The sequence below is a fragment of the Agromyces lapidis genome (assembly GCF_009749405.1).
Lineage (GTDB): Bacteria > Actinomycetota > Actinomycetes > Actinomycetales > Microbacteriaceae > Agromyces > Agromyces lapidis.
On sequence record NZ_WBIQ01000002.1, the window covers coordinates 497,295 to 522,658 of the forward strand.

27 protein-coding genes are annotated in these 25,364 nt (G+C 70.9%); 18 read left to right on the top strand and 9 right to left on the bottom strand.

The features are described 5' to 3' along the window. Positions 1-82: 82 nt before the first annotated feature. The 10 genes from glmS (at position 83) to GQQ93_RS05700 (ending at position 8,176) form a co-directional block, all read left to right on the top strand. A complete protein-coding gene (glmS, locus tag GQQ93_RS05655; protein ID WP_157423240.1) occupies positions 83-1,933 on the top strand; it encodes a glutamine--fructose-6-phosphate transaminase (isomerizing) in 1,851 nt (616 codons plus the stop codon). 19 nt (positions 1,934-1,952) lie between these two features. Next, complete coding sequence (locus GQQ93_RS05660) at positions 1,953-2,315, top strand: holo-ACP synthase (RefSeq protein WP_157423241.1); 363 nt, start codon at positions 1,953-1,955, stop codon at positions 2,313-2,315. Beyond that, positions 2,312-3,508 (top strand): alanine racemase, encoded by a 1,197-nt coding sequence (alr, locus tag GQQ93_RS05665; protein WP_157423242.1) that lies wholly within the window; start codon positions 2,312-2,314, stop codon positions 3,506-3,508. Before GQQ93_RS05660 ends, alr begins: the two co-directional genes overlap by 4 nt. After that, positions 3,505-4,041 carry a tRNA (adenosine(37)-N6)-threonylcarbamoyltransferase complex ATPase subunit type 1 TsaE gene (gene tsaE, locus GQQ93_RS05670; protein ID WP_157423243.1) on the top strand — a complete coding sequence of 179 codons (537 nt, stop codon included), beginning with the start codon at positions 3,505-3,507 and terminating at the stop codon, positions 4,039-4,041. The genes alr and tsaE overlap by 4 nt, the downstream gene beginning before the upstream one ends. 10 nt (positions 4,042-4,051) lie before the next feature. Then, a complete protein-coding gene (tsaB, locus tag GQQ93_RS05675; protein ID WP_157423244.1) occupies positions 4,052-4,687 on the top strand; it encodes a tRNA (adenosine(37)-N6)-threonylcarbamoyltransferase complex dimerization subunit type 1 TsaB in 636 nt (211 codons plus the stop codon). Continuing rightward, a complete protein-coding gene (locus GQQ93_RS05680; protein ID WP_157423245.1) occupies positions 4,684-5,292 on the top strand; it encodes a GNAT family N-acetyltransferase in 609 nt (202 codons plus the stop codon). Before tsaB ends, GQQ93_RS05680 begins: the two co-directional genes overlap by 4 nt. After that, positions 5,289-6,344: a tRNA (adenosine(37)-N6)-threonylcarbamoyltransferase complex transferase subunit TsaD gene (tsaD, locus tag GQQ93_RS05685; RefSeq protein WP_157423246.1), complete on the top strand. Its 1,056-nt coding sequence runs from the start codon at positions 5,289-5,291 to the stop codon at positions 6,342-6,344. Before GQQ93_RS05680 ends, tsaD begins: the two co-directional genes overlap by 4 nt. A 137-nt stretch (positions 6,345-6,481) precedes the next feature. Then, on the top strand, positions 6,482-6,883 hold the full coding sequence (locus GQQ93_RS05690) for a DUF4190 domain-containing protein (protein WP_157423247.1): 402 nt from the start codon (positions 6,482-6,484) through the stop codon (positions 6,881-6,883). 38 nt (positions 6,884-6,921) lie between these two features. Continuing rightward, positions 6,922-7,488 carry a DUF4190 domain-containing protein gene (locus GQQ93_RS05695; RefSeq protein ID WP_157423248.1) on the top strand — a complete coding sequence of 189 codons (567 nt, stop codon included), beginning with the start codon at positions 6,922-6,924 and terminating at the stop codon, positions 7,486-7,488. Positions 7,489-7,528: 40 nt separating this feature from the next. Then, positions 7,529-8,176, top strand: coding sequence for a hypothetical protein (locus GQQ93_RS05700; RefSeq protein WP_157423249.1), 648 nt, complete (start codon positions 7,529-7,531; stop codon positions 8,174-8,176). A 48-nt stretch (positions 8,177-8,224) separates the two neighbouring features. Here GQQ93_RS05700 and GQQ93_RS05705 read toward each other — a convergent pair whose 3' ends face one another. Beyond that, complete coding sequence (locus GQQ93_RS05705) at positions 8,225-9,412, bottom strand: class I SAM-dependent methyltransferase (RefSeq protein ID WP_157423250.1); 1,188 nt, start codon at positions 9,410-9,412, stop codon at positions 8,225-8,227. 204 nt (positions 9,413-9,616) lie between these two features. Between GQQ93_RS05705 and groES the strand changes: the two genes are divergently transcribed. From groES to GQQ93_RS05720, 3 genes are all read left to right on the top strand, one after another. Continuing rightward, positions 9,617-9,913 carry a co-chaperone GroES gene (gene groES, locus GQQ93_RS05710; RefSeq protein ID WP_022889766.1) on the top strand — a complete coding sequence of 99 codons (297 nt, stop codon included), beginning with the start codon at positions 9,617-9,619 and terminating at the stop codon, positions 9,911-9,913. Positions 9,914-10,020: 107 nt separating this feature from the next. After that, the gene (rarD, locus tag GQQ93_RS05715) at positions 10,021-10,971 is read left to right on the top strand and encodes an EamA family transporter RarD (protein WP_376863068.1); all 951 of its coding nucleotides are present in this window, start codon (positions 10,021-10,023) and stop codon (positions 10,969-10,971) included. A gap of 220 nt (positions 10,972-11,191) precedes the next feature. Next, positions 11,192-12,493, top strand: coding sequence for an ABC transporter substrate-binding protein (locus GQQ93_RS05720; RefSeq protein ID WP_157423251.1), 1,302 nt, complete (start codon positions 11,192-11,194; stop codon positions 12,491-12,493). A gap of 189 nt (positions 12,494-12,682) precedes the next feature. Here the strand turns inward: GQQ93_RS05720 and GQQ93_RS05725 are convergent, their stop codons facing one another. The 5 genes from GQQ93_RS05725 to GQQ93_RS05745 all read right to left on the bottom strand — a co-directional run bounded on the left by GQQ93_RS05725 (position 12,683) and on the right by GQQ93_RS05745 (position 16,730). Further along, positions 12,683-12,826: a hypothetical protein gene (locus tag GQQ93_RS05725; RefSeq protein WP_157423252.1), complete on the bottom strand. Its 144-nt coding sequence runs from the start codon at positions 12,824-12,826 to the stop codon at positions 12,683-12,685. Between the two features lie 92 nt (positions 12,827-12,918). After that, positions 12,919-13,692 carry an ABC transporter ATP-binding protein gene (locus tag GQQ93_RS05730; RefSeq protein WP_157423253.1) on the bottom strand — a complete coding sequence of 258 codons (774 nt, stop codon included), beginning with the start codon at positions 13,690-13,692 and terminating at the stop codon, positions 12,919-12,921. Beyond that, complete coding sequence (locus tag GQQ93_RS05735) at positions 13,679-14,560, bottom strand: ABC transporter ATP-binding protein (RefSeq protein ID WP_343032741.1); 882 nt, start codon at positions 14,558-14,560, stop codon at positions 13,679-13,681. Before GQQ93_RS05735 ends, GQQ93_RS05730 begins: the two co-directional genes overlap by 14 nt. A gap of 22 nt (positions 14,561-14,582) precedes the next feature. Further along, the gene (locus GQQ93_RS05740; RefSeq protein WP_157423393.1) at positions 14,583-15,563 is read right to left on the bottom strand and encodes a branched-chain amino acid ABC transporter permease; all 981 of its coding nucleotides are present in this window, start codon (positions 15,561-15,563) and stop codon (positions 14,583-14,585) included. Positions 15,564-15,578: 15 nt separating this feature from the next. Continuing rightward, entirely contained in the window at positions 15,579-16,730 is a 1,152-nt protein-coding gene (locus tag GQQ93_RS05745) for an ABC transporter permease subunit (protein WP_343032742.1), read from the bottom strand. A 405-nt stretch (positions 16,731-17,135) separates the two neighbouring features. Here GQQ93_RS05745 and guaB point away from each other — a divergent pair, with 405 nt between their 5' ends. Further along, entirely contained in the window at positions 17,136-18,638 is a 1,503-nt protein-coding gene (guaB, locus tag GQQ93_RS05750) for an IMP dehydrogenase (protein WP_157423256.1), read from the top strand. A 43-nt stretch (positions 18,639-18,681) separates the two neighbouring features. Here guaB and GQQ93_RS05755 read toward each other — a convergent pair whose 3' ends face one another. Beyond that, positions 18,682-19,164, bottom strand: coding sequence for a GNAT family N-acetyltransferase (locus GQQ93_RS05755; RefSeq protein WP_157423257.1), 483 nt, complete (start codon positions 19,162-19,164; stop codon positions 18,682-18,684). Between the two features lie 123 nt (positions 19,165-19,287). After that, positions 19,288-20,457, bottom strand: coding sequence for a MalY/PatB family protein (locus tag GQQ93_RS05760; protein ID WP_157423258.1), 1,170 nt, complete (start codon positions 20,455-20,457; stop codon positions 19,288-19,290). A gap of 132 nt (positions 20,458-20,589) precedes the next feature. Between GQQ93_RS05760 and GQQ93_RS05765 the strand changes: the two genes are divergently transcribed. Together GQQ93_RS05765 and GQQ93_RS05770 are read left to right on the top strand one after the other, a co-directional pair. Continuing rightward, a complete protein-coding gene (locus tag GQQ93_RS05765; protein ID WP_157423259.1) occupies positions 20,590-22,290 on the top strand; it encodes an ABC-F family ATP-binding cassette domain-containing protein in 1,701 nt (566 codons plus the stop codon). 98 nt (positions 22,291-22,388) lie between these two features. Continuing rightward, positions 22,389-22,877: a DUF6463 family protein gene (locus GQQ93_RS05770; RefSeq protein ID WP_157423260.1), complete on the top strand. Its 489-nt coding sequence runs from the start codon at positions 22,389-22,391 to the stop codon at positions 22,875-22,877. A 27-nt stretch (positions 22,878-22,904) separates the two neighbouring features. Here GQQ93_RS05770 and GQQ93_RS05775 read toward each other — a convergent pair whose 3' ends face one another. Next, positions 22,905-23,438 carry a DoxX family protein gene (locus GQQ93_RS05775; protein WP_157423261.1) on the bottom strand — a complete coding sequence of 178 codons (534 nt, stop codon included), beginning with the start codon at positions 23,436-23,438 and terminating at the stop codon, positions 22,905-22,907. Between the two features lie 91 nt (positions 23,439-23,529). Between GQQ93_RS05775 and GQQ93_RS05780 the strand changes: the two genes are divergently transcribed. Next, on the top strand, positions 23,530-24,081 hold the full coding sequence (locus GQQ93_RS05780) for a TetR/AcrR family transcriptional regulator (protein ID WP_157423262.1): 552 nt from the start codon (positions 23,530-23,532) through the stop codon (positions 24,079-24,081). 55 nt (positions 24,082-24,136) lie between these two features. Then, positions 24,137-25,261 carry a GuaB3 family IMP dehydrogenase-related protein gene (locus GQQ93_RS05785; RefSeq protein ID WP_157423263.1) on the top strand — a complete coding sequence of 375 codons (1,125 nt, stop codon included), beginning with the start codon at positions 24,137-24,139 and terminating at the stop codon, positions 25,259-25,261. Positions 25,262-25,364: the final 103 nt, after the last annotated feature.

Consider the following 25,364-nt stretch of genomic DNA (forward strand, 5'->3'; position numbering starts at 1 on the left):
GTGCCAGTGTAGTGCGGGCGCGCGGGGCGTCGGCTTCGCGCTCGGGGCGGGCGCACAGATGTTCGCCAGTAGAATCGCCACCATGTGTGGAATCGTCGGATACGTCGGAGAGCGCAACAGCCTCGACGTCCTCATGGGTGGCCTGCGCCGCCTCGAATACCGTGGCTACGACTCGGCGGGGGTGGCGGTCGTCGACGACGACGGCGCCATGGAGACCGCGAAGCGCGCCGGCAAGCTGAAGGTCCTCGCGGACGAGCTCGAGCGCAACCCGCTGCATCACGGCGGAACCGGCATCGGCCATACCCGTTGGGCCACCCACGGCGGGCCGACCGACCGCAACGCGCACCCGCACCTCGGCGACGAGGGGCGCCTCGCGCTCATCCACAACGGCATCATCGAGAACTTCTCCGAGCTGAAAGAGGAGCTCCTCGCCGAGGGGCACAGCTTCGAGTCCGAGACCGACACCGAGGTCGCCGCAGTGCTCCTCGGTCGCGAGTACCGTGCAGCGGGCGACCTCCGCACGGCCTTCCGCAACACCGTCTCGCGCCTCGAGGGCGCCTTCACGCTGCTCGCCGTGCACCGTTCCGAGCCCGGCGTCGTCGTCGGCGCTCGTCGCAACTCGCCGCTCGTGATCGGGCTCGGCGAGGGCGAGAACTTCCTCGGTTCCGACGTCGCCGCGTTCGTGGAGTACACCAAGAGCGCCGTCGCCGTCGGCCAGGACCAGATCGTCGCGATCACCGCCGATGAGGTCGTCGTCACCGACTTCGCCGGCGAGCCCGTCGAGTTCGAGAGCTTCGAGGTCGCCTGGGACGCCTCGGCCGCGGAGAAGGGCGGATGGTCGTCGTTCATGCGCAAGGAGGTCTCGGAGCAGCCCGAGGCCGTCGCCAACACGCTCCGCGGCCGCGTGGTCGACGGTGCCGTCGTGATCCCCGAGCTCGAGGGCTTCGGAGACGACGAGCTCCGTGGCATCCGTCGCATCACCGTCATCGCCTGCGGCACCGCCTCCTACGCCGGCATGGTCGCGAAGTACGCGATCGAGCAGTGGGCGCGGATCCCGGTCGAGGTCGAGCTCAGCCACGAGTTCCGCTACCGCGAGCCGGTGCTCGACGCCGACACGCTCGTCGTCTCGATCAGCCAGTCGGGCGAGACGATGGACACGCTCATGGCGGTCAAGTACGCCCGCGAACAGGGCGCACGCACGATCTCGATCTGCAACACGCAGGGAGCCACGATTCCGCGCGAGTCCGACGCGGTGGTCTACACCCACGCCGGACCGGAGGTCGCGGTCGCCTCGACGAAGGCGTTCGTCGCGCAGATCACGGCGCTCTACCTCTTCGGCCTGCATCTCGCGCGCGTGCGCGGCACGCTCGGCGAGGCCGAGCTCGCGGCGCAGCTCGCCGAGCTGACCGCGGTGCCCGAGAAGATCGAGCAGGTGCTCGGCGAGGCCGGCAAGGTCGCGCAGCTCGCCCATTGGATGGCCGACACTCGCTCGGTGCTCTTCCTCGGCCGCCACGTCGGGTACCCGATCGCGCTCGAGGGCGCGCTGAAGCTCAAGGAGCTCGCCTACATCCACGCCGAGGGATTCGCCGCCGGCGAGCTGAAGCACGGCCCGATCGCGCTCATCGAGCCCGGACTGCCGGTGTTCGTCGTCGTGCCGAGCCCGCGCCACGACCGGAGCCTGCACCCGAAGGTCGTCTCCAACATCCAGGAGATCCGCGCCCGAGGCGCCCGCGTCATCGCGATCGCCGAGGCCGGCGACGCCGCGGTGCTGCCGTTCGCCGACGAGGTCGTGCGCATCCCGCTCGCGAGCCCGCTCTTCGAGCCGCTGCTCGCGGTCGTGCCGCTGCAGATCTTCGCGATGGAGCTCTCGCAGGCGAAGGGGCTCGACGTCGACCAGCCGCGCAACCTCGCGAAGTCGGTGACGGTCGAGTGATCACGGGCGCGGGGGCCGCGTGATCGCCGGCATCGGCATCGACGTCGTGGACATCGGGCGCTTCGAGCGCTCGATCACCCGGACCCCCGCGCTCCTCGAGCGCTTGTTCGCCGAGAGCGAACGTGATCGTCCGGCGCGCTCGCTCGCCGCACGCTTCGCCGCGAAGGAGGCGCTCATCAAGGCGCTCGGCGGCCACGCCGTGATCCGCTGGCACGACATGCAGATCGTGCAGGACGCCGAGGGCAACCCCGACTTCGCGCTCTCTGGAGCGCTCGCCCGGCACGTCGCCGAGCTCGGCATCGACCGGGTGCACCTCTCGATGAGTCACGACGCGGGCATCGCGAGCGCCTTCGTCGTGCTCGAGAAGGCGAACGGGCGATGACGGGGCGGGATGCCGCGGGGCTGCCGTTCCGCGAAGCCATCGTCGATCTCGACGCGCTCGCGGGCAACGTGCGCACCCTCGCCGCGCGCATGGCGCCGGCCGAGATCATCGCCGTGGTGAAGGCCGACGCCTACGGTCACGGCGCGGTCGCCGCGGCGCGCGCGGCCCTCGCGGGCGGTGCCACGCGCCTCGGCGTCGCCGATCTCGACGAGGCGCACGAGCTGCGCGAGGCCGGTATCGACGCCCCCGTGCTCGCCTGGCTGCACGGGCCCGACCCCGACTTCGCCCGTGCCGTGCACGCCGGCATCGAGCTCGGCATCTCGAGTCGTGTGCAGCTCGATCGCGCAGCGGAGGCCGCGGCATCCGTCGTGGCCGACGGCGTCGGCGCATCGGCCCGGGTGCATCTCAAGATCGACACCGGCCTCAGTCGCAACGGCGTGCCCGAGGCCGAATGGGCCGAGGTCGTCGCCGTCGCTGCGGGCCTCGAGCGCGACGGACTGGTCGACGTGGTCGGGATCTTCAGCCACTTCGCGAACACCTCCCGCGAGGTCGACGCAGCCCAGGTCGACGCCTTCGAGCGCGCCCTCGCCGACGCGCGCGCCGCCGGACTCGCCCCGCGGATCCGGCACATCGCCTCGACCGAGCAGGCGCTGCGCGACCCGGGCGCCCGCTACGACGCCGTCCGCATCGGGATCGGCATGTACGGGCTCACGCCGTTCGGCGACGGCACCACCTCGACCGAGCTCGGCCTCACCCCGGTGATGACGCTGCGCGCGCGGGTCGCGGCGGTGCGCCGCGTCGAGGCGGGCACGGGCGCCTCGTACAGCCACATCTGGCATGCCGAGCACGCCAGCACCCTGGCCCTCGTGCCGCTCGGCTATGCCGACGGGGTACCGCGGCAGGCCTCGGGCAACGGCGCCGACGTGCTCATCGCCGGACGCCGGCGGTCCGTCGTGGGGCGCATCGCCATGGACCAGTTCATCGTCGATGTCGGCGACGACGAGGTGGCAGTCGGCGACGAGGTCGTGCTCTTCGGCGACCCGGCCACCGGTGCGCCCACCGCCGACGAGTGGGGCGCGGCCGCCGGCACGATCGGCTACGAGATCGTCACCCGCATCGGTCCGCGCGTGCCGCGGCGATACGTCGGCGGCGGCGCCGCCGCGGTCGACGACGTCGCCGAGGTGCGGTCATGACGCTGACGGCGACGTTCGACACCGCGGAAGACCTGGCCGAGTTCGGCCGCGACCTCGGGGGCGGGCTCCGCCCGGGCGACCTCCTCGTGCTCACCGGGCCGCTCGGCGCCGGGAAGACCACCCTCACCCGTGGCATCGGCGCGGGCCTCGGCGTGCGCGGCCCCGTGCAGAGCCCGACGTTCGTCATCGCCCGCACCCACCCGAACCTCGGCGACGGCCCGCCGCTCATCCACGTCGACGCCTACCGGCTCGGCGAGGCGGCACTCGTCGACGACCTCGATCTCGACGTCGCACGCTCGGTCGTCGTCGTCGAGTGGGGCGCCGGCCTCGTCGAGGAGCTCAGCGACTCGCGGCTCGAGATCGTGATCGAACGCCCGACCGGTGCGAGCGAGGCGCGAGGCGAGGCCGACGGCGAGCAGACCGACGGCGAGCAGGCCGGCGACGACGAGCTCGACGCCGACGAGCCGCGCACCGTCACCGTGCGCGGCATCGGACCCCGGTGGGCGGGCACCCCGTACGCCGTCTCGGCGTAGGCTTGATCCCATGCTCCTCGCGATCGACACCTCGACGGGCACGAGTGTCGCGATCGTCGATCGCGACGCCGTGAGCGGCGAACTGCGCGTCCTCGCCGAGACCGGCACCGACGACACCATGCGCCACGCCGAGGTGATCGGCGGGTTCATCCGCGATGCGCTCGACGAGGCCGGCATCGCCCCCGATCGCCTCTCCGGCGTCGCCGCCGGCATGGGCCCGGGGCCGTTCACCGGCCTCCGGGTCGGCATCGCCGCGGCGCACGCCTTCGCCCTCGGTATCGCCCGCCCCTTCGTGCCGGTACCGAGCCACGACGCGATCGCCTGGTCGCGGTACACCGCGGGGGAGACCGGCCCGCTGCAGGTCGTCACCGACGCGCGGCGCCGGGAGTTCGCGGTCTCCGAGTACGAGGGGCTCGACGAAGCAGGGCTCCCCGTTCGGGTGAGCGGACCCGAGCTGGCTCCGCGCGACGCCCTGCCCGAGCCACGTGGCATCCGATTCGAGGCGACCGTCGTCTCGGCCGGCGCCGTGGGCCTCGTGGCCGAGCTCGCCTATGCCGCCGGTCGTCTGCCGATCGCCGCCGACGCGCCCCTCTACCTCCGTGCGCCCGACGTCACCCCCTCGGCAGGCAAGCGGGTGCTGCAATGAGCGTGTTCATGCGCCGTGCCAGGCTCGGCGACCTCGACGCGATCATGCGGCTCGAGCGCGCGACGTTCACCGACGACGCGTGGCCCGAAGACGCGATGCGCCGCGAGCTCGAGAGCCCCCACGGGTACTACCTCGTCGCGGTCGACGACGAGCTCGCCTCGCGTCAGGCGTCGGGCGAGGCGGGCGGCGCGTCCGAGGTCGCCGACGGGGCATCCGAAGACCGGCACGACGAGTCGGATGCCGCGTGGCCGCCGTTGCTCGGCTACGCCGGCCTGCTGGCGCCCTCGGGGGGCGACCAGGGAGACATCCAGACGATCGCCGTCGATCCCGCCGCGCGCGGGATCGGGCTCGGTCGCGGGCTCATGCATGCGCTCATCACCGAGTCCCGGCGCCGGGGGGTCGCACAGCTCTTCCTCGAGGTGCGGTCCGACAACCCGATCGCCCGTTCGCTGTACGAGTCGCTCGGCTTCGTCGAGATCGGCGTGCGTCGCGGGTACTACCGGCACGGGGTCGACGCGATCATGATGCAGCTCGCCGTGCCCCCGGCCGTCACGAGGCCCGCGGGCAGCGCCGACGGCACGACGATCGGAGGGGCTGCCCGATGAACACCCGTGAGCCGCTCATCCTCGGGATCGAGACCTCCTGCGACGAGACCGGCGTGGGGATCGTGCGCGGCACGACGCTGCTCGCGAACACCATCGCCTCCTCGATGGACGAGCACGCCCGCTACGGCGGCGTCGTGCCCGAGGTCGCGGCCCGCGCGCACCTCGAGGCGATGGGCCCCACGATCCGTGCGGCGCTCGCCGAGGCATCCGTCACCCTCGACGAGATCGATGCGGTCGCCGTCACGAGCGGACCCGGCCTCGCCGGTGCGCTCATGGTCGGCGTCGGGGCGGCGAAGGCGCTCGCCCTCTCGCAGGGCGTCCCCATCTACGCGGTGAACCACCTCGTCGGACACGTCGGCGCCGATCTCCTCGACACGGCGGACCCGCTCGAGACGCCGACGGTGGCGTTGCTCGTCTCCGGCGGGCACACCTCCCTCCTGCTCGTGCGCGATCTCGTCTCCGACGTCGAACTGCTCGGCGAGACGATCGACGACGCCGCCGGCGAGGCCTTCGACAAGGTCGCGCGCGTGCTCGGCCTGCCCTACCCGGGCGGCCCCGAGATCGACCGCGCCGCGGTGGGCGGCGATCCGAAGGCGATCCGCTTCCCTCGGGGGCTCACCCGACCGAAGGACCTCGTGGCACACCGCTACGACTTCAGCTTCTCGGGGCTGAAGACCGCCGTCGCCCGCTGGGTCGAGCAGCGCGAGACCGCGGGCGAGCCCGTGCCGATCGCCGATGTCGCCGCGAGCTTCCGCGAGGCGGTCGTCGACGTGCTGGTCGCGAAGGCGATCGACGCGTGCACCGAACTCGGCGTGCCGCGGCTCCTCCTCGGCGGCGGGGTCATCGCGAACGCGCGCCTGCGCGAGGTGGCCGCCGAGCGGGCGGAGGCCGCGGGCATCGCGCTGCGCATCCCGCCGCTCTCGCTCTGCACCGACAATGGTGCGATGATCGCGGCCCTCGGCGCGCAGCTCGTCATGGCCGGTCGCGCGCCGTCCGAGCTCGGCTTCGGCGCCGACTCGACGCTTCCGGTGACCGACATCCAGGTCGTGTGACGCCCGAATCCTGTGCAGCGGGGCCCTTGCGCGATAGTGTGGGGACGAAATCACCGGAGTGCGGCGTCGATCGTGCGCGCCCGGAGCGCTCACTCATCCCGAGGGAACGCGTACTCACAGCATCGAGGGGAACCACCGTGACCGACCCGAACACTCCCGAGCAGCCCGCCGGCGCCGTCCCGCCCGTGCCCCCGGCCGCTCCCGCAGCCCCGGCCGCTCCCGCGTACGGCACGCCGCCGGCCGCCCCGGCCGCGCCGGCCTACGCCGCGCCCGCCTACGGTGCTCCCGCCTCGACCAAGACCAACGTGCTCGCGATCGTCTCGCTCGTCTCGGCGTTCTTCGTCTCGCTCGTCGCGGTCATCACCGGGCACATCGCGCTCGGACAGATCAAGAAGACCGGCGAGCAGGGCCGCGGCCTCGCGATCGCCGGCCTCATCCTCGGCTACATCGGCCTCGTGGTCGGGATCATCGTCATCGTCTTCTGGATCATCGCGGCCGTCTTCGTCGCCTCGAACCCCAACATCTCGACGACGTACTGACCGCGACAGGTGCGCGGTTCTGACGGAGAAGGAACGCCATGAGTGATCCGAACACCCCCGACGAGAGCGCCGGCGTGCCCGAGCCCGGCGTTCCCGACGCGCCGACGCCCGAGGTGCCCTCGGCGCCGGAGCCGCCGGCCGCGCCCGAGCCTCCGGCTCCGCCGGCACCGCCGGCGTACGGTGCACCCGCGCCGGGCTACGGACAGCCGACGCCGCCGGCACCGCCGGCCTACGGTGCGCCCGCTGCTCCCGGCTACGGTGCTCCCGGCTACGGCGCTCCCGCAGGTGCGCAGCCCGCCTACGGCGCTCCGGCCTACCCGGCCTACGCGCCGCAGGCGAAGCCGACTCCGACGCTGAGCATCATCTCGATGATCGGCGGCATCGTCGGCATCTTCGGCAGCTTCTTCTACGGTCTCGGGGCGTTGTTCTCGATCGCCGCGGTCGTGCTCGGGTTCATGGGCAAGAAGAAGGAGCCCGAGGCGAAGGGGTTCTGGCTCACGGGCATCATCACCGGCTTCGCCGGCATCGCGCTGAGCCTCTTGTGGATCGGGATCATCCTGCTGTTCGTGATCCTCGCGGCCGCGAGCAGCTCGGCCGGGTACTGAGCCTCGACTTCGGTACGACGAGTCGAACGTGAGCGCCGACATGGCTGAAGCAGAGGGAGTCCCGCCGAACGGCGGGGCTCCCTCTGCCCGTCCCGGCGACTCTGACGACCGGTCGCGCGCAGGCGGCGATGCGACGGGCGGGGCCGCACCCGCGCCCGACCGGCTCGAGCCTGACGAACCGGCCGGCGGATCGCCGAACGGTGCCACGGCCGAATCACCGCTCGAGTCGATGCCGGCGCACCGGCCGGCCGAGGGCGGGACCGTGTTCGACGACCCGCTCGCGCCCTACCGCCCCGCCGAACCGACGCTGCGCGCCGACCCGGCCGTGCGCGAGTTCGACGTGCCCGTCGACACCGGGCAGCTCCGGCGCATCTCGACCGGGCAGCTGCTCGTGGTGCATCGGCCCGAGTACGACCCGAGCGAAGTCGTGGAGGCGCTGCAGCAGCGCCGCGCGTACAGCTGGGTCGCCGCGGTCACGGGCATCATCGGCGCGACCGCGTCGCTGTTCGTCGGGTGGATGCTGCCACTCTCGATCGCGGCCATCGTCTTCGGCGTGCTCGGCCTGCGCCGTGAGGAGCACGGGCGGACGCTCGCGTTCATCGGCATCGGGACCGGCCTCGGCGGGCTCGTCTTCTCTGCGCTCTGGATCGGCTACTACGCGATCGTGTTCGGCGCGCTGCCGACCTGATCCTCAGCGGCGCCGCCTCGAATCTCCCGCTGCCTTCGATGAGGTCGATCAGATCCGTTCGACGAGCAGCGTCACATGTCGCCCCTGCTCGCGGGTGAGCACGATGGTGGCCCGCTCGGAGCCCTTCAGCTTCAGGCGAGTGCGGAGCGCGGCGGGGTCGACGTCGACCCCGCGCTTCTTGATCTCGAGGGTGCCGACGCCCCGCGCGTGCAGCGTCTGACGCAGTCCGCGCTCATCGGCAGGCAGGCGCTCGATCACCCGGAACCCGCGGGCGAACGGCGATTCGAACGCGGTGTCGGCCGTGAGATAGGCGATGCCCTGGCTCAGCATCCAGGCGCCGTTCGCCCGGGCGAGATCGCCGATGAGGCGAGCCCGGATGACCGCGCCGTCGGGCTCGTAGAGATAGTCGCCGAGCGGGCCGTCGTGGGCGTCGGCCGAGTCGGCCGCCGCCGTGAGCTCGTGCGCGAGCTCGCCGCGGATGACGAGCGCCGAGCGGCCGATGCCCGGCCGCGCGAGCGCGCCGAGCCAGACGCCGAGTTCGACCACGTCGCCGTCAACGGAGACCCACTGCGCCTCCGCACCTGCGGGGATCACGTCGCGGTCGGTGCCCGGCCCGAGCTTGACGCCCACCGGCAGCCGGTCGGCGAGCCCGAACGCGAAGTCGAGGCTCGGCGAGTACGCCGACGCGTCGGCGATGCGCGTCGTGGTGCCGCCCGAGGTGGTGCGCCGCGCCGGATCGAGCCAGACACCGCCGATGCCGCCGAGCGCGACGTCCTCGGCGCGCTCGTGCAGCACGCGGGCGTGCGGGAACGGGGTGAGGTTGTAGGCCGCGATCGCGGCCGTGACCTCGTCGGCTTCGGCGGCGGTGACCTCGAGGTCGATCGCGGCCATGGCCAGGGCGTCTCCGCCGATGCCGCAGCCGAGGTCGGCGACGTGCTGCACCCCGGCGCGTGAGAACCGACCGGCGTGGAGCGCGGCGACCTGCAGCCGGGTCGCCTGCTCGAGCCCGGCCTCGGTGAAGAGCATGCGCGCGGCGAACGGCCCGAACTTCGCGGAGGCCTTCGCCCGGAGCTTCGCCTGGCTGAGCACGGTGGCGACGAGCGACGCCGGATGCCCCTGGCGGCGGAGCGCGGCGACGGTCTTCACGATGTCGGCCTTCGAGTCCCATTCGGGGAGGCCGTCGAGGAGCCGCAGCCCCTCGGGGGAGAGGAGTTCGACGAGCTCGGAGCGTTCCACCCGGCCACGCTAGCACCGCGGCGAGCGGCCGCCGAGCGGCGATTGCGCGGGGCATCCGACCGTCGTGTTCGCCCCGCGTGAACGGACTGGCACTCACGTTGCACGAGTGCCAAAACGCGCCTAGACTCGGCTTAGCACTCTCACTCAGAGGCTGCTAATCAGTCTTCGCAAGACATTTTCTTCATCAGAGAGATAGGGGCAACCGTGTCGGTTTCCATCAAGCCGCTCGAGGATCGCATCGTCATCAAGCAGGTCGAGGCCGAGCAGACCACCGCGTCGGGCCTCGTGATCCCCGACACCGCCAAGGAGAAGCCCCAGGAGGGCGAGGTCGTGGCGGTCGGCCCCGGCCGCATCGACGACAACGGCAACCGCGTCCCGCTCGACGTCGCCGTCGGCGACAAGGTGATCTACTCGAAGTACGGCGGCACCGAGGTCAAGTTCGGCGGCGAGGACTTCCTCGTCCTCTCGGCCCGTGACGTGCTCGCGGTCGTCGTTCGCTGAGCGACTCGACCCTTCCAGAACGGCCCGGATGCGCTGCATCCGGGCCGTTCTGCGTCTGCGCCGTCGGCAGCGTTGGCCATCGAGGCGCGCGGGCGTAGTCTGTATCGGTGAATCCCCGCCCTGACAGCCCTGCCGCGACGACGCAGGCGGGCATCAGCAGGCCGGGACTCGGGTATGCGATCTCCTCCTACCTGCTCTGGGGATTCCTCCCCATCTACTTCATCGCGCTCGCGCCCACCGGCTCGCTCGAGATCGTCGCGTGGCGCATCCTGCTCTCGCTGGTCTTCTGCGCGCTGCTCATCACGGTGACGCGCGGATGGGGCGCGTTCTTCGCCCTGCTCCGCGACCGGCGAGTGCTGTTCACGATGGCCGCTGCGGGCGCGCTCATCTTCGTCAACTGGCAGACCTACGTCTACGCGGCGGTCTCGGAGCAGGTCGTCGAAGCCTCGCTCGGGTACTTCATCAACCCGATCGTGACCGTCTTCCTCGGCGTGCTCGTGCTGCGCGAGCGGCTGAACACGACGCAGTGGGTCGCGGTCGGCATCAGCATCGTCGCGGTCGTGGTGCTCGCCGTCGGTCACGGGCAGTTCCCGTGGATCGCGCTCCTGCTCGCCTTCTCGTTCGGCTTCTACGGGCTCATCAAGAAGCGGGTCGGTCCGCGGGTCGACGCCGTCTCGGGCCTGACGCTCGAGACGCTGTGGCTCGCGCCGCTCGCCGCGGTGCAGCTGTGGTGGGTCGCCGCGACCACCGGGCTCACGATGGGCACGGAAGGCACGTGGCACACGGTGCTGCTGCTCGGCGCCGGCGCGGTCACGGCCGTGCCGCTGCTGCTGTTCGCGGCGGCATCGCGCCGGCTGCCCCTGATCTACATGGGGTTCATCCAGTACTTCGCGCCGTTCATCCAATTCCTCGTCGGCGTCGTGCTGCTCGGCGAGCCGATGCCTCCCGAGCGATGGGTCGGCTTCGCGCTCGTGTGGGCGGCCCTCGCCGTGCTGACGGTCGACTTGATCCGCGGCGCTCGACGAGCCTCGAAGCGGGTCGTCGCCGAGCCGGTCTGAGTCGTCGTCCCTACTGCGGATTCCGCGCATGATGACGCAGGATGACGCGGATTCCGTGCGTAGAACCGCTGAAGGGTGTCGGTGAGATAACAATCCGACCGGGTGTTACCGGGTTGTGACCGGGGTGACTTGTTTCCGCCGATGCCCCGGAATACTGTCAGACAACGGCGTCACCACGGCGCTGCATTGTGTACCAATTCCTTCAGTCCCAAGGAGCAACATGAGCGTATTCGCGAAGGCCACGGCCTCGCGCTCGGCTCGCGCAGCCTGGACGGGTGTCGCCATCGCCGGCGTCAGTGCCCTCCTCCTCACTGCGTGCAGCACGGGTGCCCCGGCCCCTGCCGAATCCGAACCGGCCACGGACGCCGGTGACGCCCTGCCCATCGCCGAGGGCGAGCGCGACCTCGCGCTCAAGCTCGGAACGATCCTGCCGCAGAGTGGTGCGCTCGCATTCCTCGGCCCGCCCGAAGAAGCGGGTGTCCAGCTCGGTGCCGACGACGTCAACGCCGCAGACTCTGGCCTCGGCGTCGAGATCGTCTTCCGCGACTCGGGCGACACCACGACCGACACCGCGACGGTCTCCGTGACCGACCTCCTCTCGCAGGACGTCTCGGGCATCATCGGCGCCGCGTCGTCGGGTGTCTCGAAGACCGTCATCGACCAGATCGTGGCGGCGGGCGTCATCCAATTCTCGCCCGCGAACACCTCGGCCGACTTCACCGACTACAACGACAACGGTCTGTACTGGCGCACGGCTCCGTCCGATGTGCTGCAGGGTGAGGTGCTCGGCAACCTGATCGCCGAGGACGGCAACGCCACCCTCGGCCTCATCGTGCTGAACGACTCGTACGGCACCGGTCTCGCGCAGTTCACCAAGGACGCCTTCGAGGCGGCCGGTGGCGAGGTCGTCGCCGAGGCGCTCTTCAACGAGGGCGACTCGAGCTTCGACGCGCAGATCTCTGAGGTCACGGCGGCCAACCCCGACGCGATCGCGCTGATCACGTTCGACCAGGCCAAGATCATCACGCCGGCCCTCGTCGGCTCGGGCTACCCCGGCGACCAGCTCTACTTCGTCGACGGCAACCTGTCCGACTACAGCGCCGACTTCGCGCCGGGCCTCGTGGCCGGCTCGAAGGGCACGCTCCCGGGCCTCGACACGGGCACGCTCGGTGACTTCACCGACCGCCTGCTCGCCGTCGACCCCGAGCTGACCGACTACAGCTACGCGGCCGAGTCCTACGACGCCGTCGTGCTGCTGGCGCTCGCGGCCTACGCGGCCAACAGCACCGACGGAGCCGAGATCGCCAAGTACCTCCAGCAGGTCTCGGGCGGCACCGGCGACGGCGAGAAGGTCACGACGTACGAAGAGGGCGTCGCGCTCCTCGCCGAGGGTCAGCAGATCGACTACGACGGACCGTCGGGTCCGATCACGTTCGACGAGAACGGCGACCCCACCGAGGCGACGATCGGTATCTTCCAGTACCTCGACGACAACACCTACGAGCGCATCGGCGACGGCTGATCCAACGCGCGAAGGTGAAGGGCCCCGGCTTCGGCCGGGGCCCTTTCCCGTGCCCGGGAACGTGCCCCATGGCGATCGCCCTCGCGGCCGGCGAGCGGCCCGGAGAGGCCCGTGTGGAGCGACGGTGGCGCACCTTGCACCTCAGGCCGGAGCGGGTCTCTGAGACGGCCGTGCCGCCCGAGGACTGCTTCACGCCGTCGAGTCGAGTCGGATGATGGGCACCCGGTCCGTCGACGGCGGGATCGGCGGCATCCCACCCTGCTCGACGAACCACACGCGCGACGTCCGAGGGCTGCCGTCGCGGCGCAGCGTCGTGATCCACCCGTGTCGCATGCGGACGATGCTCATCGCTCACCGCCCGCCCGGCGCGGGAACGGCGAAGGGGCGGATGCCGCAGCATCCGCCCCTTCGCCGTTCGCCTGCGGCTACTCCTCGTCCTGCCCGAGGGTGCCGAGGTAGAGGCCGATGACCTTCGGGTCGTTGAGCAGTTCGCGGCCGGTGCCGGTGTAGGCGTCGCGACCCTGATCGAGCACGTAGCCGCGGTCGCAGATCTGCAGGCAGCGGCGGGCGTTCTGCTCGACCATGATGGTCGTCACGCCGGCACGGTTGATCTCCTTCACGCGCAGGAAGGCCTCGTCCTGACGGACGGGGGAGAGCCCGGCGCTCGGCTCATCGAGGAGCAGCACGTGCGGCCCCATCATGAGTGCGCGCGACATGGCGACCATCTGCCGTTCACCGCCCGACAGCGAACCGGCCCGCTGGCCGAGGCGCTTGCCGAGCTCGGGGAAGATCTCGGTGACGAACTCGAGGCGCTCCTTGAGGCCCTTCGGCTTCAGGAAGATCCCCATCTCGAGGTTCTCCTGGATCGTGAGTGAGGGGAACACGTTGTTCGTCTGCGGCACGAAGCCGACGCCCTGGGCGACGAGCTTGTTCGCCTTGAGGTTCGTGATCTCCTCGCCGTGCAGGAAGATGCCGCCCTCGCGCACCTTCACGAGACCGAAGATCGACTTCAGCAGGGTCGACTTGCCGGCGCCGTTCGGGCCGATGATGCCGATGAGCTCGCCCTGGGCCGCCGTGAGCGAGCATCCGTTGAGGATGTTCACCCCCGGCAGGTACCCGGCGACGACGTCGCGCACCTCGACGACGAGCTCGCCGGCGGGCGGCTCTGCGACGGACGGGGCAGGACTACTGTTCGTCATCGAGGAGCTCCTTCAGTGCTTCGACGTGACCGGTGTCGGTGGAGCCGAGGTCGGTGTCGTGGTGGGCGCCGAGATAGGCGTCGATCACCGCCGGGTCCTCCATCACCGTGTGCGGGTCGCCTTCGGCGACGACCTTGCCCTCGGCCATCACGATCACCCAGTCGGCGATGTGCCGGACCATGTGCATGTCGTGCTCGACGAACAGCACGGTCATGCCCTGGGCCTTCAGGTTGAGGATGTGGTCGAGCAGCGACTGCGTGAGCGCCGGGTTCACGCCGGCCATCGGCTCGTCGAGCATGACGAGCGTCGGGTCGCTCATGAGCGCCCGCGCCATCTCGAGGAGCTTGCGCTGCCCGCCGGAGAGGCTCGCCGCGTAGTCGTCCTTCTTGGCGTCGAGCTTGAAGCGCGCGAGGATCTCGAGCGCCTTCTCCTCGATCGCGGCGTCCTGCTTGCGCCAGAGCGACGGGATGAGGGAGCGGAAGAGGTTCTCGCCGACCTGGTCCTTCGCGCCGAGCTTCATGTTGTCCATCACCGAGAGCAGGGCGAGGGACTTCGTGAGCTGGAACGTGCGGATCAGGCCCATGCGGGCGACCCGGTAGGCGGGCACGTGCGCGAGCGCGCGCCCGTCGAACGACCACGTGCCGGTGTCGGGCTTGTCGAAGCCCGTCAGCAGGTTGAAGAAGGTCGTCTTGCCGGCGCCGTTCGGCCCGATGAGCGCCGTGATGGCGCCGCGGGGGATCTCGACGTGCTCGACGTCGACGGCGGTGAGGCCGCCGAAGGTGCGCTTGACGCCGTCGGCGATGAGGATCGGGTCGTGCTTCTTGACGCCGGGGGCGGCATCGCCGACGTGGAGGCCGGTGGTCTTCACCGGCTTGGACCTGGGAGTGGCATCACTTGACAAAAGCCAGCTCCTTCCGATTTCCGAGGAGGCCCTGCGGCATGAATATGACGATCAGCATGATCGCGATGCCGACGAGGATGAAGCGGAGCTGACCGGCCTGCACCTGCGTCATGAACGGGAACCAGCCCGCCTCGACCGCTCGGGAGATGAAGCCCGAGAAGAAGGAGAGCAGCACCCAGAACACCATCGAGCCGACGATCGGCCCGAGGATGGTCGCGGCGCCGCCGAGCAGCAGGATGGCGTAGACCATGAAGGTCAGCGTCGGCTGGAAGTACGACGGCACGACCGCACGCGGCATCACGAAGATGATGCCGGCGAGGGTGCCGAAGAGTCCGCCGAGGATGAGGCTCTGCATCTTGTACGAGTAGACGTTCTTGCCGAGCGAGCGCACGGCGTCCTCGTCCTCGCGGATGCCCTTGATGACGCGGCCCCACGGGCTGCGCATCAGCAGCCAGGTGAGCAGGGCGGCGAGCGCGACGACGACCCAGGCGAGCACGAGGAAGAACCACACCCGGTTGTCGAACACCCACGGGCCGAAGCCGTAGCGCCCGGGCGGGAACGGGTTGAACTCGAGCAGCCCGGCCTGGAACTCGGAGAGTCCGTTGGCCGAACCGGTCACCGGCTGGAACTCGTTCGTCGTGAACACGAGCCTCAGTACCTCGGCTGCGGCGATCGTCACGATCGCGAGATAGTCGGCGCGCAATCGCAGCGTCGGGATACCGAGGATGAGTGCGAACACCACGGAGGCCAGCAGTGCGCTGAGCAGGCAGGCCCACCAGGGCCAGCCGAGCTTCAGCGCCGGGATGGCGTAGCCGTAGGCGCCGAGCAGCATGAATCCCGCCTGGCCGAAGTTCAGCAGGCCGGTGAAGCCGAAGTGGATCGCCAGACCCAGCGCGGCGAGCGCGTAGGCGGCTGTCGTCGGGCTGATCAGCTCGACGGCCGCGTTTCCGAAGATTGCTCCCCAGTCGATCATGGTCGTCCCCTCCTATCCGATTCGCTCTCGACGGCCCAGGATGCCCTGCGGCCGGAACAGCAGCACCAGGATCAGGATGACCAAGGCGCCCACGTACTTCATGTCGCTCGGCAGCCACAGGGTCGACAGCTCGACGAACACGCCCACGATGAGCGAGCCGACGAGGGCGCCGAACGCGGTGCCGAGTCCGCCGAGGGTGACCGCTGCGAAGACGAGCAGCAGGATCTGGAAGCCCATGTCCCAGCTGACGCCCGGGCGGAAGTACGCCCAGAGGATGCCCGAGAGGCCGGCCAGCAGTGCGCCGAGCACCCAGACGATGCGGATGACCCCGTCGACGTCGATGCCGCTCGCCGAGGCGAGGCTGGCGTTGTCGGAGACCGCGCGGGTCGCCTTGCCGATGCGCGTGCGCAGCAGGAAGAACGCGACCGCGAGGAGCACGACGATGCTGACGCCCATGCTCAGGAGGTCGACCCACGAGAGGGCGATCGGGCCGATGCGGATGTCGCTCGGCAGGGTCGCGCCGGGCAGCTGGCTCGTCGAGCCGCCGTAGAAGAACTGGTACGTGTAGCGCAGCGCGAGCGAGAGGCCGATGCTCACGATCATGAGTTGGATGACGCCGACGCCCTTCCTTCGCAACGGCTTCCAGATGGCGGCGTCGAGCCCCCAGCCGAGGGCCGCGCTGAGCAGCAGCGCGATGCCGATCGCCGCCCACAACGGCCAGCCGAGGTTCGACCCGAAGGTGAGCACCATGAGCGCACCGAAGGTGATGAGCTCGGCGTGCGCGAAGTTCGAGAGCCCCGTCGTGCCGAAGATGAGCGAGAGACCGATCGCGGCGAGCGCCAGCAGCAGACCGAAGTTGATGCCGTTGAACAGTCGTTGCGCGAACTGGTCGAAGAAGCTCACCGTGACACGGGTGCCCTCGCCGAGGAAGAAGTTCACCGAGGCGTTCTTCGTGAGGCCGAACTCGGCCTCACGGGTCGCACCGCCCTCGGCGACGACCACCCCTTCGGGCAGCGTGTCCTCGTCGAGGGTCACCTCGTAGGTGCCCTTCTCGGGTACGCCGATCTCCCAGCGGCCGTCGGCATCCGTCTCGGTCTCGGCTTCGAAGCCGTTTCCCTCGAGCGATATGCCCACTCCTTCGAGCGGCTCGCCGTTGTACTGCACGTTTCCACGGAAGTGGTATTCGTACTCCTCGGACTCCGAGGCCGTACTCCCATCCTCCGCCATCGCAGGGGACGCTGCGATGCCGGACAGAGTGAGTGCGGACAGAAGTATTCCGAGGAGGAGAAGCCACCTCCCGCGAGAGCGTGTCTGGATTGTTCTCGTGGGTTCCACTGCACCTCCAAGGGGTCACCGGAGGCGTTTTGGACCTCCGGGACCGATCCTTTCCCGTTGACGACGTCGTCGACGGTACGTGCCGATTATGTCCCATGTGTTTCCGACATGAGCACAACAGGCCCTCGATTGTTATCCGGGGAATGCCCGCGGTGCAAACTCGCTTAACATTGATGCACCGCCGATGCGCCGAACATGCGCTGCGCGCGGGTTCACTCGACACGAAGGGAAGTCATGGATCAGGCAGATCCGTTCGGATTCACGGGACTCACGTACGACGACGTCCTCCTCCTGCCCGGTCACACCGACGTGATCCCGAGCGACGCCGACACGAGCTCGAGGCTCACGCGTCGCATCACCGTCGCGACGCCGCTGCTGTCGGCCGCGATGGACACCGTGACCGAGTCGCGCATGGCGATCGCCATGGCGCGCCAGGGCGGCATCGGCATCCTGCACCGCAACCTCTCCATCGCCGACCAGGCCGAGATGGTCGACCGCGTGAAGCGCAGCGAGTCGGGCATGGTCTCGAATCCGGTCACCACCACTCCCGACGCCTCGGTCGCCGACGTCGACGCGCTCTGCGCGACCTACCGGGTCAGCGGCCTCCCCGTCGTCGACGACGACGGCAAGCTCGTCGGCATCATCTCGAACCGCGACATGCGCTTCGTCTCCGACTTCGACAAGCCGGCCACGAAGGTCAGCGACGTCATGACCAAGATGCCGCTCATCACGGGGCGCGTCGGCATGAACCCCGACGAGGCGCTCGCGATCTTCGCCGAGCACAAGGTCGAGAAGCTGCCGCTCGTCGACGACGAGGGCCACCTCACCGGGCTCATCACCGTGAAGGACTTCGACAAGTCCGAGCAGTACCCGAACGCCACCAAGGACTCCGAGGGGCGGCTCCGCGTCGGCGCGGCCATCGGCTTCTTCGGCGAGGCGTGGGAGCGCGCCGAGGCCGTCCGCGACGCGGGGGTCGACGTCATCGTCGTCGACACCGCGAACGGCGAGTCGGCCGGCGTGCTCGACATCATCCGCCGGCTGAAGGCCGACCCGAGCTTCGCCCACATCGACGTCATCGGCGGCAACGTCGCGACCTACGAGGGTGCGAAGGCGCTCGTCGAGGCCGGCGCGGACGCCGTCAAGGTCGGCGTCGGGCCCGGTTCGATCTGCACCACCCGCGTCGTCGCCGGCGTCGGCGTGCCGCAGGTCACGGCCGTGTACGAGGCATCCAAGGCGACCAAGCCCGTCGGGGTGCCGCTCATCGCCGACGGCGGCCTGCAGTACTCGGGCGACATCGCGAAGGCGCTCGTCGCCGGCGCCGACACCGTCATGCTCGGTTCGCTGCTCGCGGGCACGGCCGAGAGCCCGGGTGAGCTCGTGTTCCAGAACGGCAAGCAGTTCAAGGCCTACCGCGGCATGGGATCGCTCGGCGCGATGCAGACCCGCGGCAAGAAGACCTCGTACTCGAAGGACCGCTACTTCCAGGCCGACGTTCCGACCGACGACAAGCTGATCCCCGAGGGCATCGAGGGCCAGGTGCCCTACCGCGGCCCGCTCTCGGCTGTGGCCTACCAGCTCATCGGCGGACTGCGTCAGTCGATGTTCTACGTCGGCGCGCGCACCATCGAGGAGCTGAAGACGAAGGGCCGCTTCGTGCGGATCACCCCCGCGGGCCTCAAGGAGTCGCACCCGCACGACGTGCAGATCGTCGTCGAGGCGCCGAACTACACGCGCTGATCCGCGGCACAGGCGCCCCTGAGCGCCGGTCCCGGCGTCGCGGCTACTCGAGTTCCCGGATGTAGCAGAGCATGCGGGAGTCGGTGCCCGGTTCGATGTTCACGAAGCCGTGGCGTTCGTAGAACCTGCGGGCGTCGGTGTCGTCTTCGTCGACGTTGATGTGCATCTCGCCGCCGCCGCGCCGGAGCACCTCGTCGATGGCGTGTTCGAGCAGGGCCGTGCCGATGCCCGCACCGCGCAGCGCCGGCACGACGTACAGCTCGTCGAGCACCGCCAGCGGGCCTTCGCAGTACACCGTCGGCCGCAGCGTGACCACGGCGTAGCCGGTGGGCTCGGCGCCGTCGCCGGCGAACAGCACGAACCCGTCGGGGTCGGCGATCAGCCGACGGAAGCGCGGCTCGAGCACGTCGCGGCTCGGCGTCGGCGTGTCGAACTCGACCGCGAACTCGACCTGCAGCCGCGCTGCGGTCGCAGCGTCGGACGGGTCGGCGAGGCGGATGCCTCGTGCCCGATCTTCGTCGTTCATCGTCCTGCCGTTCTCGATTCAGGAGATCGGTGGCTGCTCAGGACGATGATGCGGATTCCGTCCTGACCTGGCGTCGATGTCCTGAATCGGGGAGCTCATCGGCGTCGCCGGGAGGTCGGCGCACTACGACGACGGCGCGCTCGCGGCGGCATCGGCGAGCCGGGTGACCGCCTCGCCGAGCACCTCGGGCGTGCACGCGAAGTTCAGGCGCACGTGCCCGCGCCCGACCTCTGCGCCGAACATCGTGCCGACGCCGAGCGCGACCCGCGCGTGCTCGAGGGCGAAGGCCGCGGGATCATCGCCCCAGCCGAGGGCCGAGAGGTCGAGCCACGCGAGGTAGGTCGCGTCGGGGATGCGGTACCGCACGCCCGGCAGTTCGTCGGCGAGGAGCTCGGCGAGCAGTCGCCGGTTGTCGTCGAGGCTCGCGAGCACGCCGTCGAGCCAGTGCCCGCCCTCGCGGAATGCGGCCACCGAGGCGATAGAGCCGAACTGGCTCATGCGCCACTCGACCTCGTAGGGGAACGCGCGGCGCACCGCGTCGCCGCGGTCGGAACCGGTGACGACCATCGCGGCCTTGAGCCCGGCGAGGTTGAACGCCTTCGAGGCCGCGGTCACGGTGATGCCGTGCTCGCGGGCGGCGTCGGAGACGGTGAGGAACGGCGTGTACCCGGTGCCGGGCTGTGCGAGCGGTCCGTGCACCTCGTCGGAGACGATCGTCACCCCGTGTCGCGCTGCGACGTCGGCGAGTGCGGCGAGCTGTTCGCGGGCCGGCACGAGCCCGATCGGGTTGTGCGGGTTGCAGAGGACCATCGCCCGCGCGCCCGCCGCGAAGGCGGCCTCGATGCCGTCGAGGTCGAGCGACCAGCCCTCGTCGATGCCGCCGAGCATGGGCACCTCGACGACGCGGGCGGAGGCCTCGGTCACGATGTCGAAGAACGGGGGATAGATGGGCGGCGTGATGACCACCCCGTCGCCGGGCTCGGTCACCTGGCGCAGCACCTCGACGAGGCCCATGGCAACGTCGCCCGTGCAGGTCACCCGCGCCGGGTCGACTTGCCAGCCGAGCCGTTCCGCGGCGAACGGCACGAATGCCTCGGCCACGCCCCGGCTGCCGGCGGCGTAGCCCGTGTCGGATCGGTCGATCGCGGCGTGCAGGGCGGCCGCAATCGGCTCGGCGAGCGGGTAGTCCATCTCGGCGACGGGCAGCGGCAGCACGTCGGCGTCGTAGTGGCGCCACTTCTCGCTCGTACGGGTGCGGAGGACGTCGAGAGGCTCTGCGGCGATGCGATGCATGCCTCCAGCTTGCCGCAGAACGGCTCGGGGTGGCAGGGGTGGCGCTGAGCTTGTATTCTGATCGGCTGCCCTTCGGGCGGCGCGGCCGCGGGTGTCCCGAGTCAGGTCGCCGACCGATCGGATCACCGAGCAATGGGCTTCATCGACGTCAACGGCGTCTCCTTCTCCCTTCCCGACGGGCGGCCGCTGCTCGCCCGCCTCGCGTTCCGCGTCACCGACGGCGCGACGACGGCGCTCATCGGCGCGAACGGCGCCGGCAAGTCGACGCTGCTGCGGATCATCCGCGGCGAGCTCCGCCCCGACGAGGGCAGCGTGCAGCTCGACGGCGGCCTCGGGGTGATGGACCAGTTCATCGGCACCGGGCAGACGGTCGACGGCGCGGATGCCACGGTCGCGGGCCTGCTCGTCTCGGTGGCGCCGGCGCGCATCAAGGCCGCCGCACTCGAACTCGAGGCATCCGAGAACGCGCTCATCGAGCGCGACGACACCGACGCGCAGATGCGGTACGCGACCGCGCTCGCCGAGTACGCCGAGGCCGGCGGCTACGAGCAGGAGGTGGTGTGGGACCACTGCACCCTCGCGGCGCTCGGCATCCCGTTCGAACGTGCGAAGTGGCGCGAGCTCTCGACGCTCTCGGGCGGCGAGCAGAAGCGGCTCGCCCTCGAGGCCCTGTTCCGCGGGCCCGAGCAGGTGCTGCTCCTCGACGAGCCCGACAACTCGCTCGACGTGCCGGGCAAGCGCTGGCTCGAGGAGCAGCTGCGCCAGACGCCGAAGACCGTTCTGCTCGTCTCGCACGACCGTGAGCTGCTCGCGCGCGCCGCCGACCGCATCGTCACGATCGAGCTCGGCGCGGCCGGCAACACCGCCTGGGTGCACGGCGGCAGCTTCGAGGGGTATCACGCGGCGCGCGACGAGCGGTTCGCCCGACTCGACGAACTGCGCCGACGCTGGGACGAGCAGCACGCGGCCCTGAAGACGCTCGTGAACACGCTCAAGGTGAAGGCGACGTACAACGACGGCATGGCCTCGCGGTACCAGGCCGCGGTCACCCGGCTGCGCAAGTTCGAGGAGGCCGGCCCGCCCGAGGAGCGTCCGCCCGCGCAGGCGGTGTCGATGCGGCTGCGGGGCTCGCGCACCGGCAAGCGCTCGATCGTCTGCGAGGAGCTCGAGCTCACGGGGCTCATGCGACCGTTCGATCTCGAGGTCTGGTACGGCGACCGCGTCGCGGTGCTCGGCTCGAACGGCTCGGGCAAGTCGCACTTCCTGCGGCTGCTCGCGGGCGGCGGCACCGAGCCCGATCGCACGCTCGGACACGTGACGAGCGTGGGTGAGACGCTCGCGCGGGTGCCGCACGAGGGTCGCGCGGTGCTCGGGGCGCGGGTCGTGCCGGGCTGGTTCGCGCAGAACCACGAGCATCCCGAGTTCCGGGGGCGCACGCTCCTCGACATCCTGCACCGCGGTGATGCCAACCGGGAGGGGATGGCGCGCGAGGCCGCGAGCTCGGCGCTCGACCGCTACGGGCTCGCGGGTGCGGCGCTGCAGGACTTCGAGCAGCTCTCTGGCGGGCAGCAGGCGCGACTGCAGATCCTGTTGCTCGAACTCTCGGGGGCGACGCTGCTGCTGCTCGACGAACCGACCGACAACCTCGACCTCGTGTCGGCCGAGGCGCTCGAGGAGGCGCTCGAGCGCTTCGACGGCACGGTGCTCGCGGTCACCCACGACCGCTGGTTCACCCGCAGCTTCGATCGCTTCGTGGTCTTCGCCCAGTCGGGCGAGGTCATCGAGACGGATGCCCCCGTGTGGGACGAGGGGCGCGTCGCTCGAGCCCGCTAGGGGCGCTGCGAGTCACGCGGCTCGTCGTCGGACGGGCCGAGTCGCCTCACCCGATCGGGTGAGGCGCCGAAAGGTTGCCGCAGCCAAGACTGGTCGGCATGACGAGACTGAGGAAGAACCGGCCGACGGCGATCGCGGGACCGGCGCTCATCATCGTGTGCGCACTGCACACCACGGTCGGAGTGCTCGCCTCCGCGCCGGCGCTGGCCGCGGCGGTCGCCGACGGCTGGTACGGGGCGATGACGATCGAGCTCGAAGTGGCGCTCTGGTTCTTGATGACCGGGTTCTTCGGGTTGGCCACGGGCCTGGCGGCGACCGCCCTCGAGCTCACCGGGCGACTGCCGTGGTCGGTGAGCATCGCCCTGCTCGCGATCGCGCTGATCGGGGTGGCTGCAGCGCCGGTGTCGGGGTTCCTGCTCGTGCTCGTGGCGGCCGCCCTCGCGGTCGTGCAGTCGGCGCGCGGGCAACGTCGGCGAGGATCGGTCGACTCGGACCGCCGCGCGCCTCTCGTCGACGAGCCGCGCCCGTCGGCTCCGGAGGGTGCGGGTCTCGTGCACGCTCCACGATCGGGAGAGGACCGGGAGTGAGCTCCGCCCGGCCCGCGACGAGGCCCGTCAGGCGAACGCGACTGCGAGGCACGCCGCAACGAAGACGAGCTGCTCGATCGTGCGGGGCACGAGGGGCGACGCGTCGCGGTTCGAACGGGCGGCGTGCACGTTCGCGGGGAACACGGCCACGAGCAGCAGCGCGAGGCAGAGCGCCGCGAGGCGGTGCGTCGGCGGGAGCAGCAGCCCGATCGCGCCGGCGGTCTCGAGCACGCCGGTGGCCGCGACGATGAGCTCGGGCCGGGGCAGCCGCGGCGGCACCATGGCGACGAGCTCGGCGCGCACCGTGGGCACGAGCCGCCCGATCGCGCCCATGAGGAACATCAGGACGAGGCCGCCCGTGAGCCACGCCGGCCAGTTGCCGAGCGCCGGAACGCCGAGGGCGCCGAGGAGGGCGGTCGCGGCGATGCCGACGGCGAAGGCGATCGGCACGGGGGAGAGGAAGGTGCTGGCCCAAGGGCCGCGCGGCGTCGGCACGGTTCGGTCGGCGCGGACGAGCCGTGCGTCGTCGGACGCGGCCGTGTCGCTCGGAGTGCGGTGCATCGGAGACTCCCATCTCGTGAACTTGTCAGTGTCAAGATAGGCCGGATCCCCAAACTTGTCAATGGCTAGTTCTGGGTTCTAGTCTTGGCGCATGGCGTACCACCACGGCCGGCTCCGCGAGACCCTGATCGACGAGGCGGCGGCCGCGATCGACGAGCGCGGCGTCGACGCGCTGAGTCTCCGCGAGCTCGCGCGCCGTGCCGGCGTCTCGCACGCCGCACCCGCCCACCACTTCGGCGACCGCTCGGGCCTGCTCACGGCGATCGCCGCCGACGGCTTCGAGCGCCTCGCCGACGCGCTCGGTGCCGCCGGCACCGACTTCGTCGAGGCCGGAGTCGCCTACGTGCGCTTCGCGACCGAGGAGCCCGGCCGGTTCGCGGTGATGTTCCGCACCGAACTGCTGCGCCCCGACGACCCCGCGCTCGAGGCCGCGCGCGACCGGGCCGGGAGCATCCTCGCCTCGGGGGCGGTCGGCGCCCTCGGCGAGGCCAGGGCCGACCGCCTCGCCGCCTGGTCGATCGTGCACGGCTTCGCCACCCTCTGGAACTCGGGCGCGATCGAGTCGGCACCCGACGAGCACCCCGATGCGCTCGCGCGGGAGGTCGCCGCGCGTCTCGTGCCCGGCGCTCGGGCCGGCGGCTGAGCCGCGCGATACCGCGGGCTCGGGCGCTTCCGGGAGCGACCGGTAGGCTGGGACGGTGAGCCAAGAGATCGAGATCGGCCGCTCCAAGCGGGGCCGGCGCGTATACGCATTCGACGACATCGCGATCGTGCCGAGCCGGCGCACGCGCGACCCCGAAGACGTCTCGGTCGGCTGGGCGATCGACGCCTATCAGTTCGACATCCCGTTCATCGCCGCGCCGATGGACTCGGTCGTCTCGCCGCAGACGGCGATCATGATGGGCAAGCTCGGCGGCCTCGGCGTGCTCGACCTCGAGGGCCTCTGGACCCGCTACGACGACCCCGCACCCGTCCTCGCGGAGATCCGCAGCCACCCGGCCGATCGTGCGACCGAGCGCATGCAGCAGCTCTACTCCGCGCCGATCAAGCCCGAGCTCGTCACGGCCCGCCTCGCCGAGATCCGCGCCGCCGGCGTCACCGTCGCCGCGGCGCTCTCGCCGCAGCGCACGCAAGAGCTGTACGAGACCGTCGTCGCCGCGGGCGTCGACCTCTTCGTGATCCGCGGCACCACGGTGTCGGCCGAGCACGTCTCGAAGAACCAGGAGCCGCTGAACCTCAAGAAGTTCATCTACGAGCTCGACGTGCCGGTGATCGTGGGCGGTGCTGCGACCTACACGGCCGCCCTCCACCTCATGCGCACGGGCGCGGCCGGCGTGCTCGTCGGCTTCGGCGGCGGCGCGGCCTCGACGACGCGCGCGACCCTCGGCATCCACGCCCCCATGGCGACGGCGGTCGCCGACGTCGCGGGCGCTCGCCGCGACTACCTCGACGAGTCGGGCGGCCGCTACGTGCACGTCATCGCAGACGGCGGCGTCGGCACCGGCGGCGACATCGTGAAGGCGATCGCCTGCGGCGCCGACGCGGTCATGCTGGGTGCGGCGCTCGCGCGCGCGACGGATGCCCCGGGCGGCGGCTACCACTGGGGCGCCGAGGCGCATCACCCGAAGCTCCCGCGCGGACGGCGCGTGCACGTCGGACAGGTCGCGCCCCTCGAAGAGGTGCTCTACGGGCCGGCCCCGGCCGCCGACGGCACCGCGAACCTCGTGGGCGCACTCCGCCGCTCGATGGCGACGACGGGATACTCCGACCTGAAGGAGTTCCAGCGCGTGGAGGTCATCGTCGAGCCGTACCTCGGTTCGTAGCGCGGTCGCCGCGGCGGCCTCGTGGGTCGTCGCCCGGCCGGATCCCGGTTCGTCGCCACCGGCTCTACTCGTTCGCCGGGGTCTCGGGTAGCGTGGAAACGGA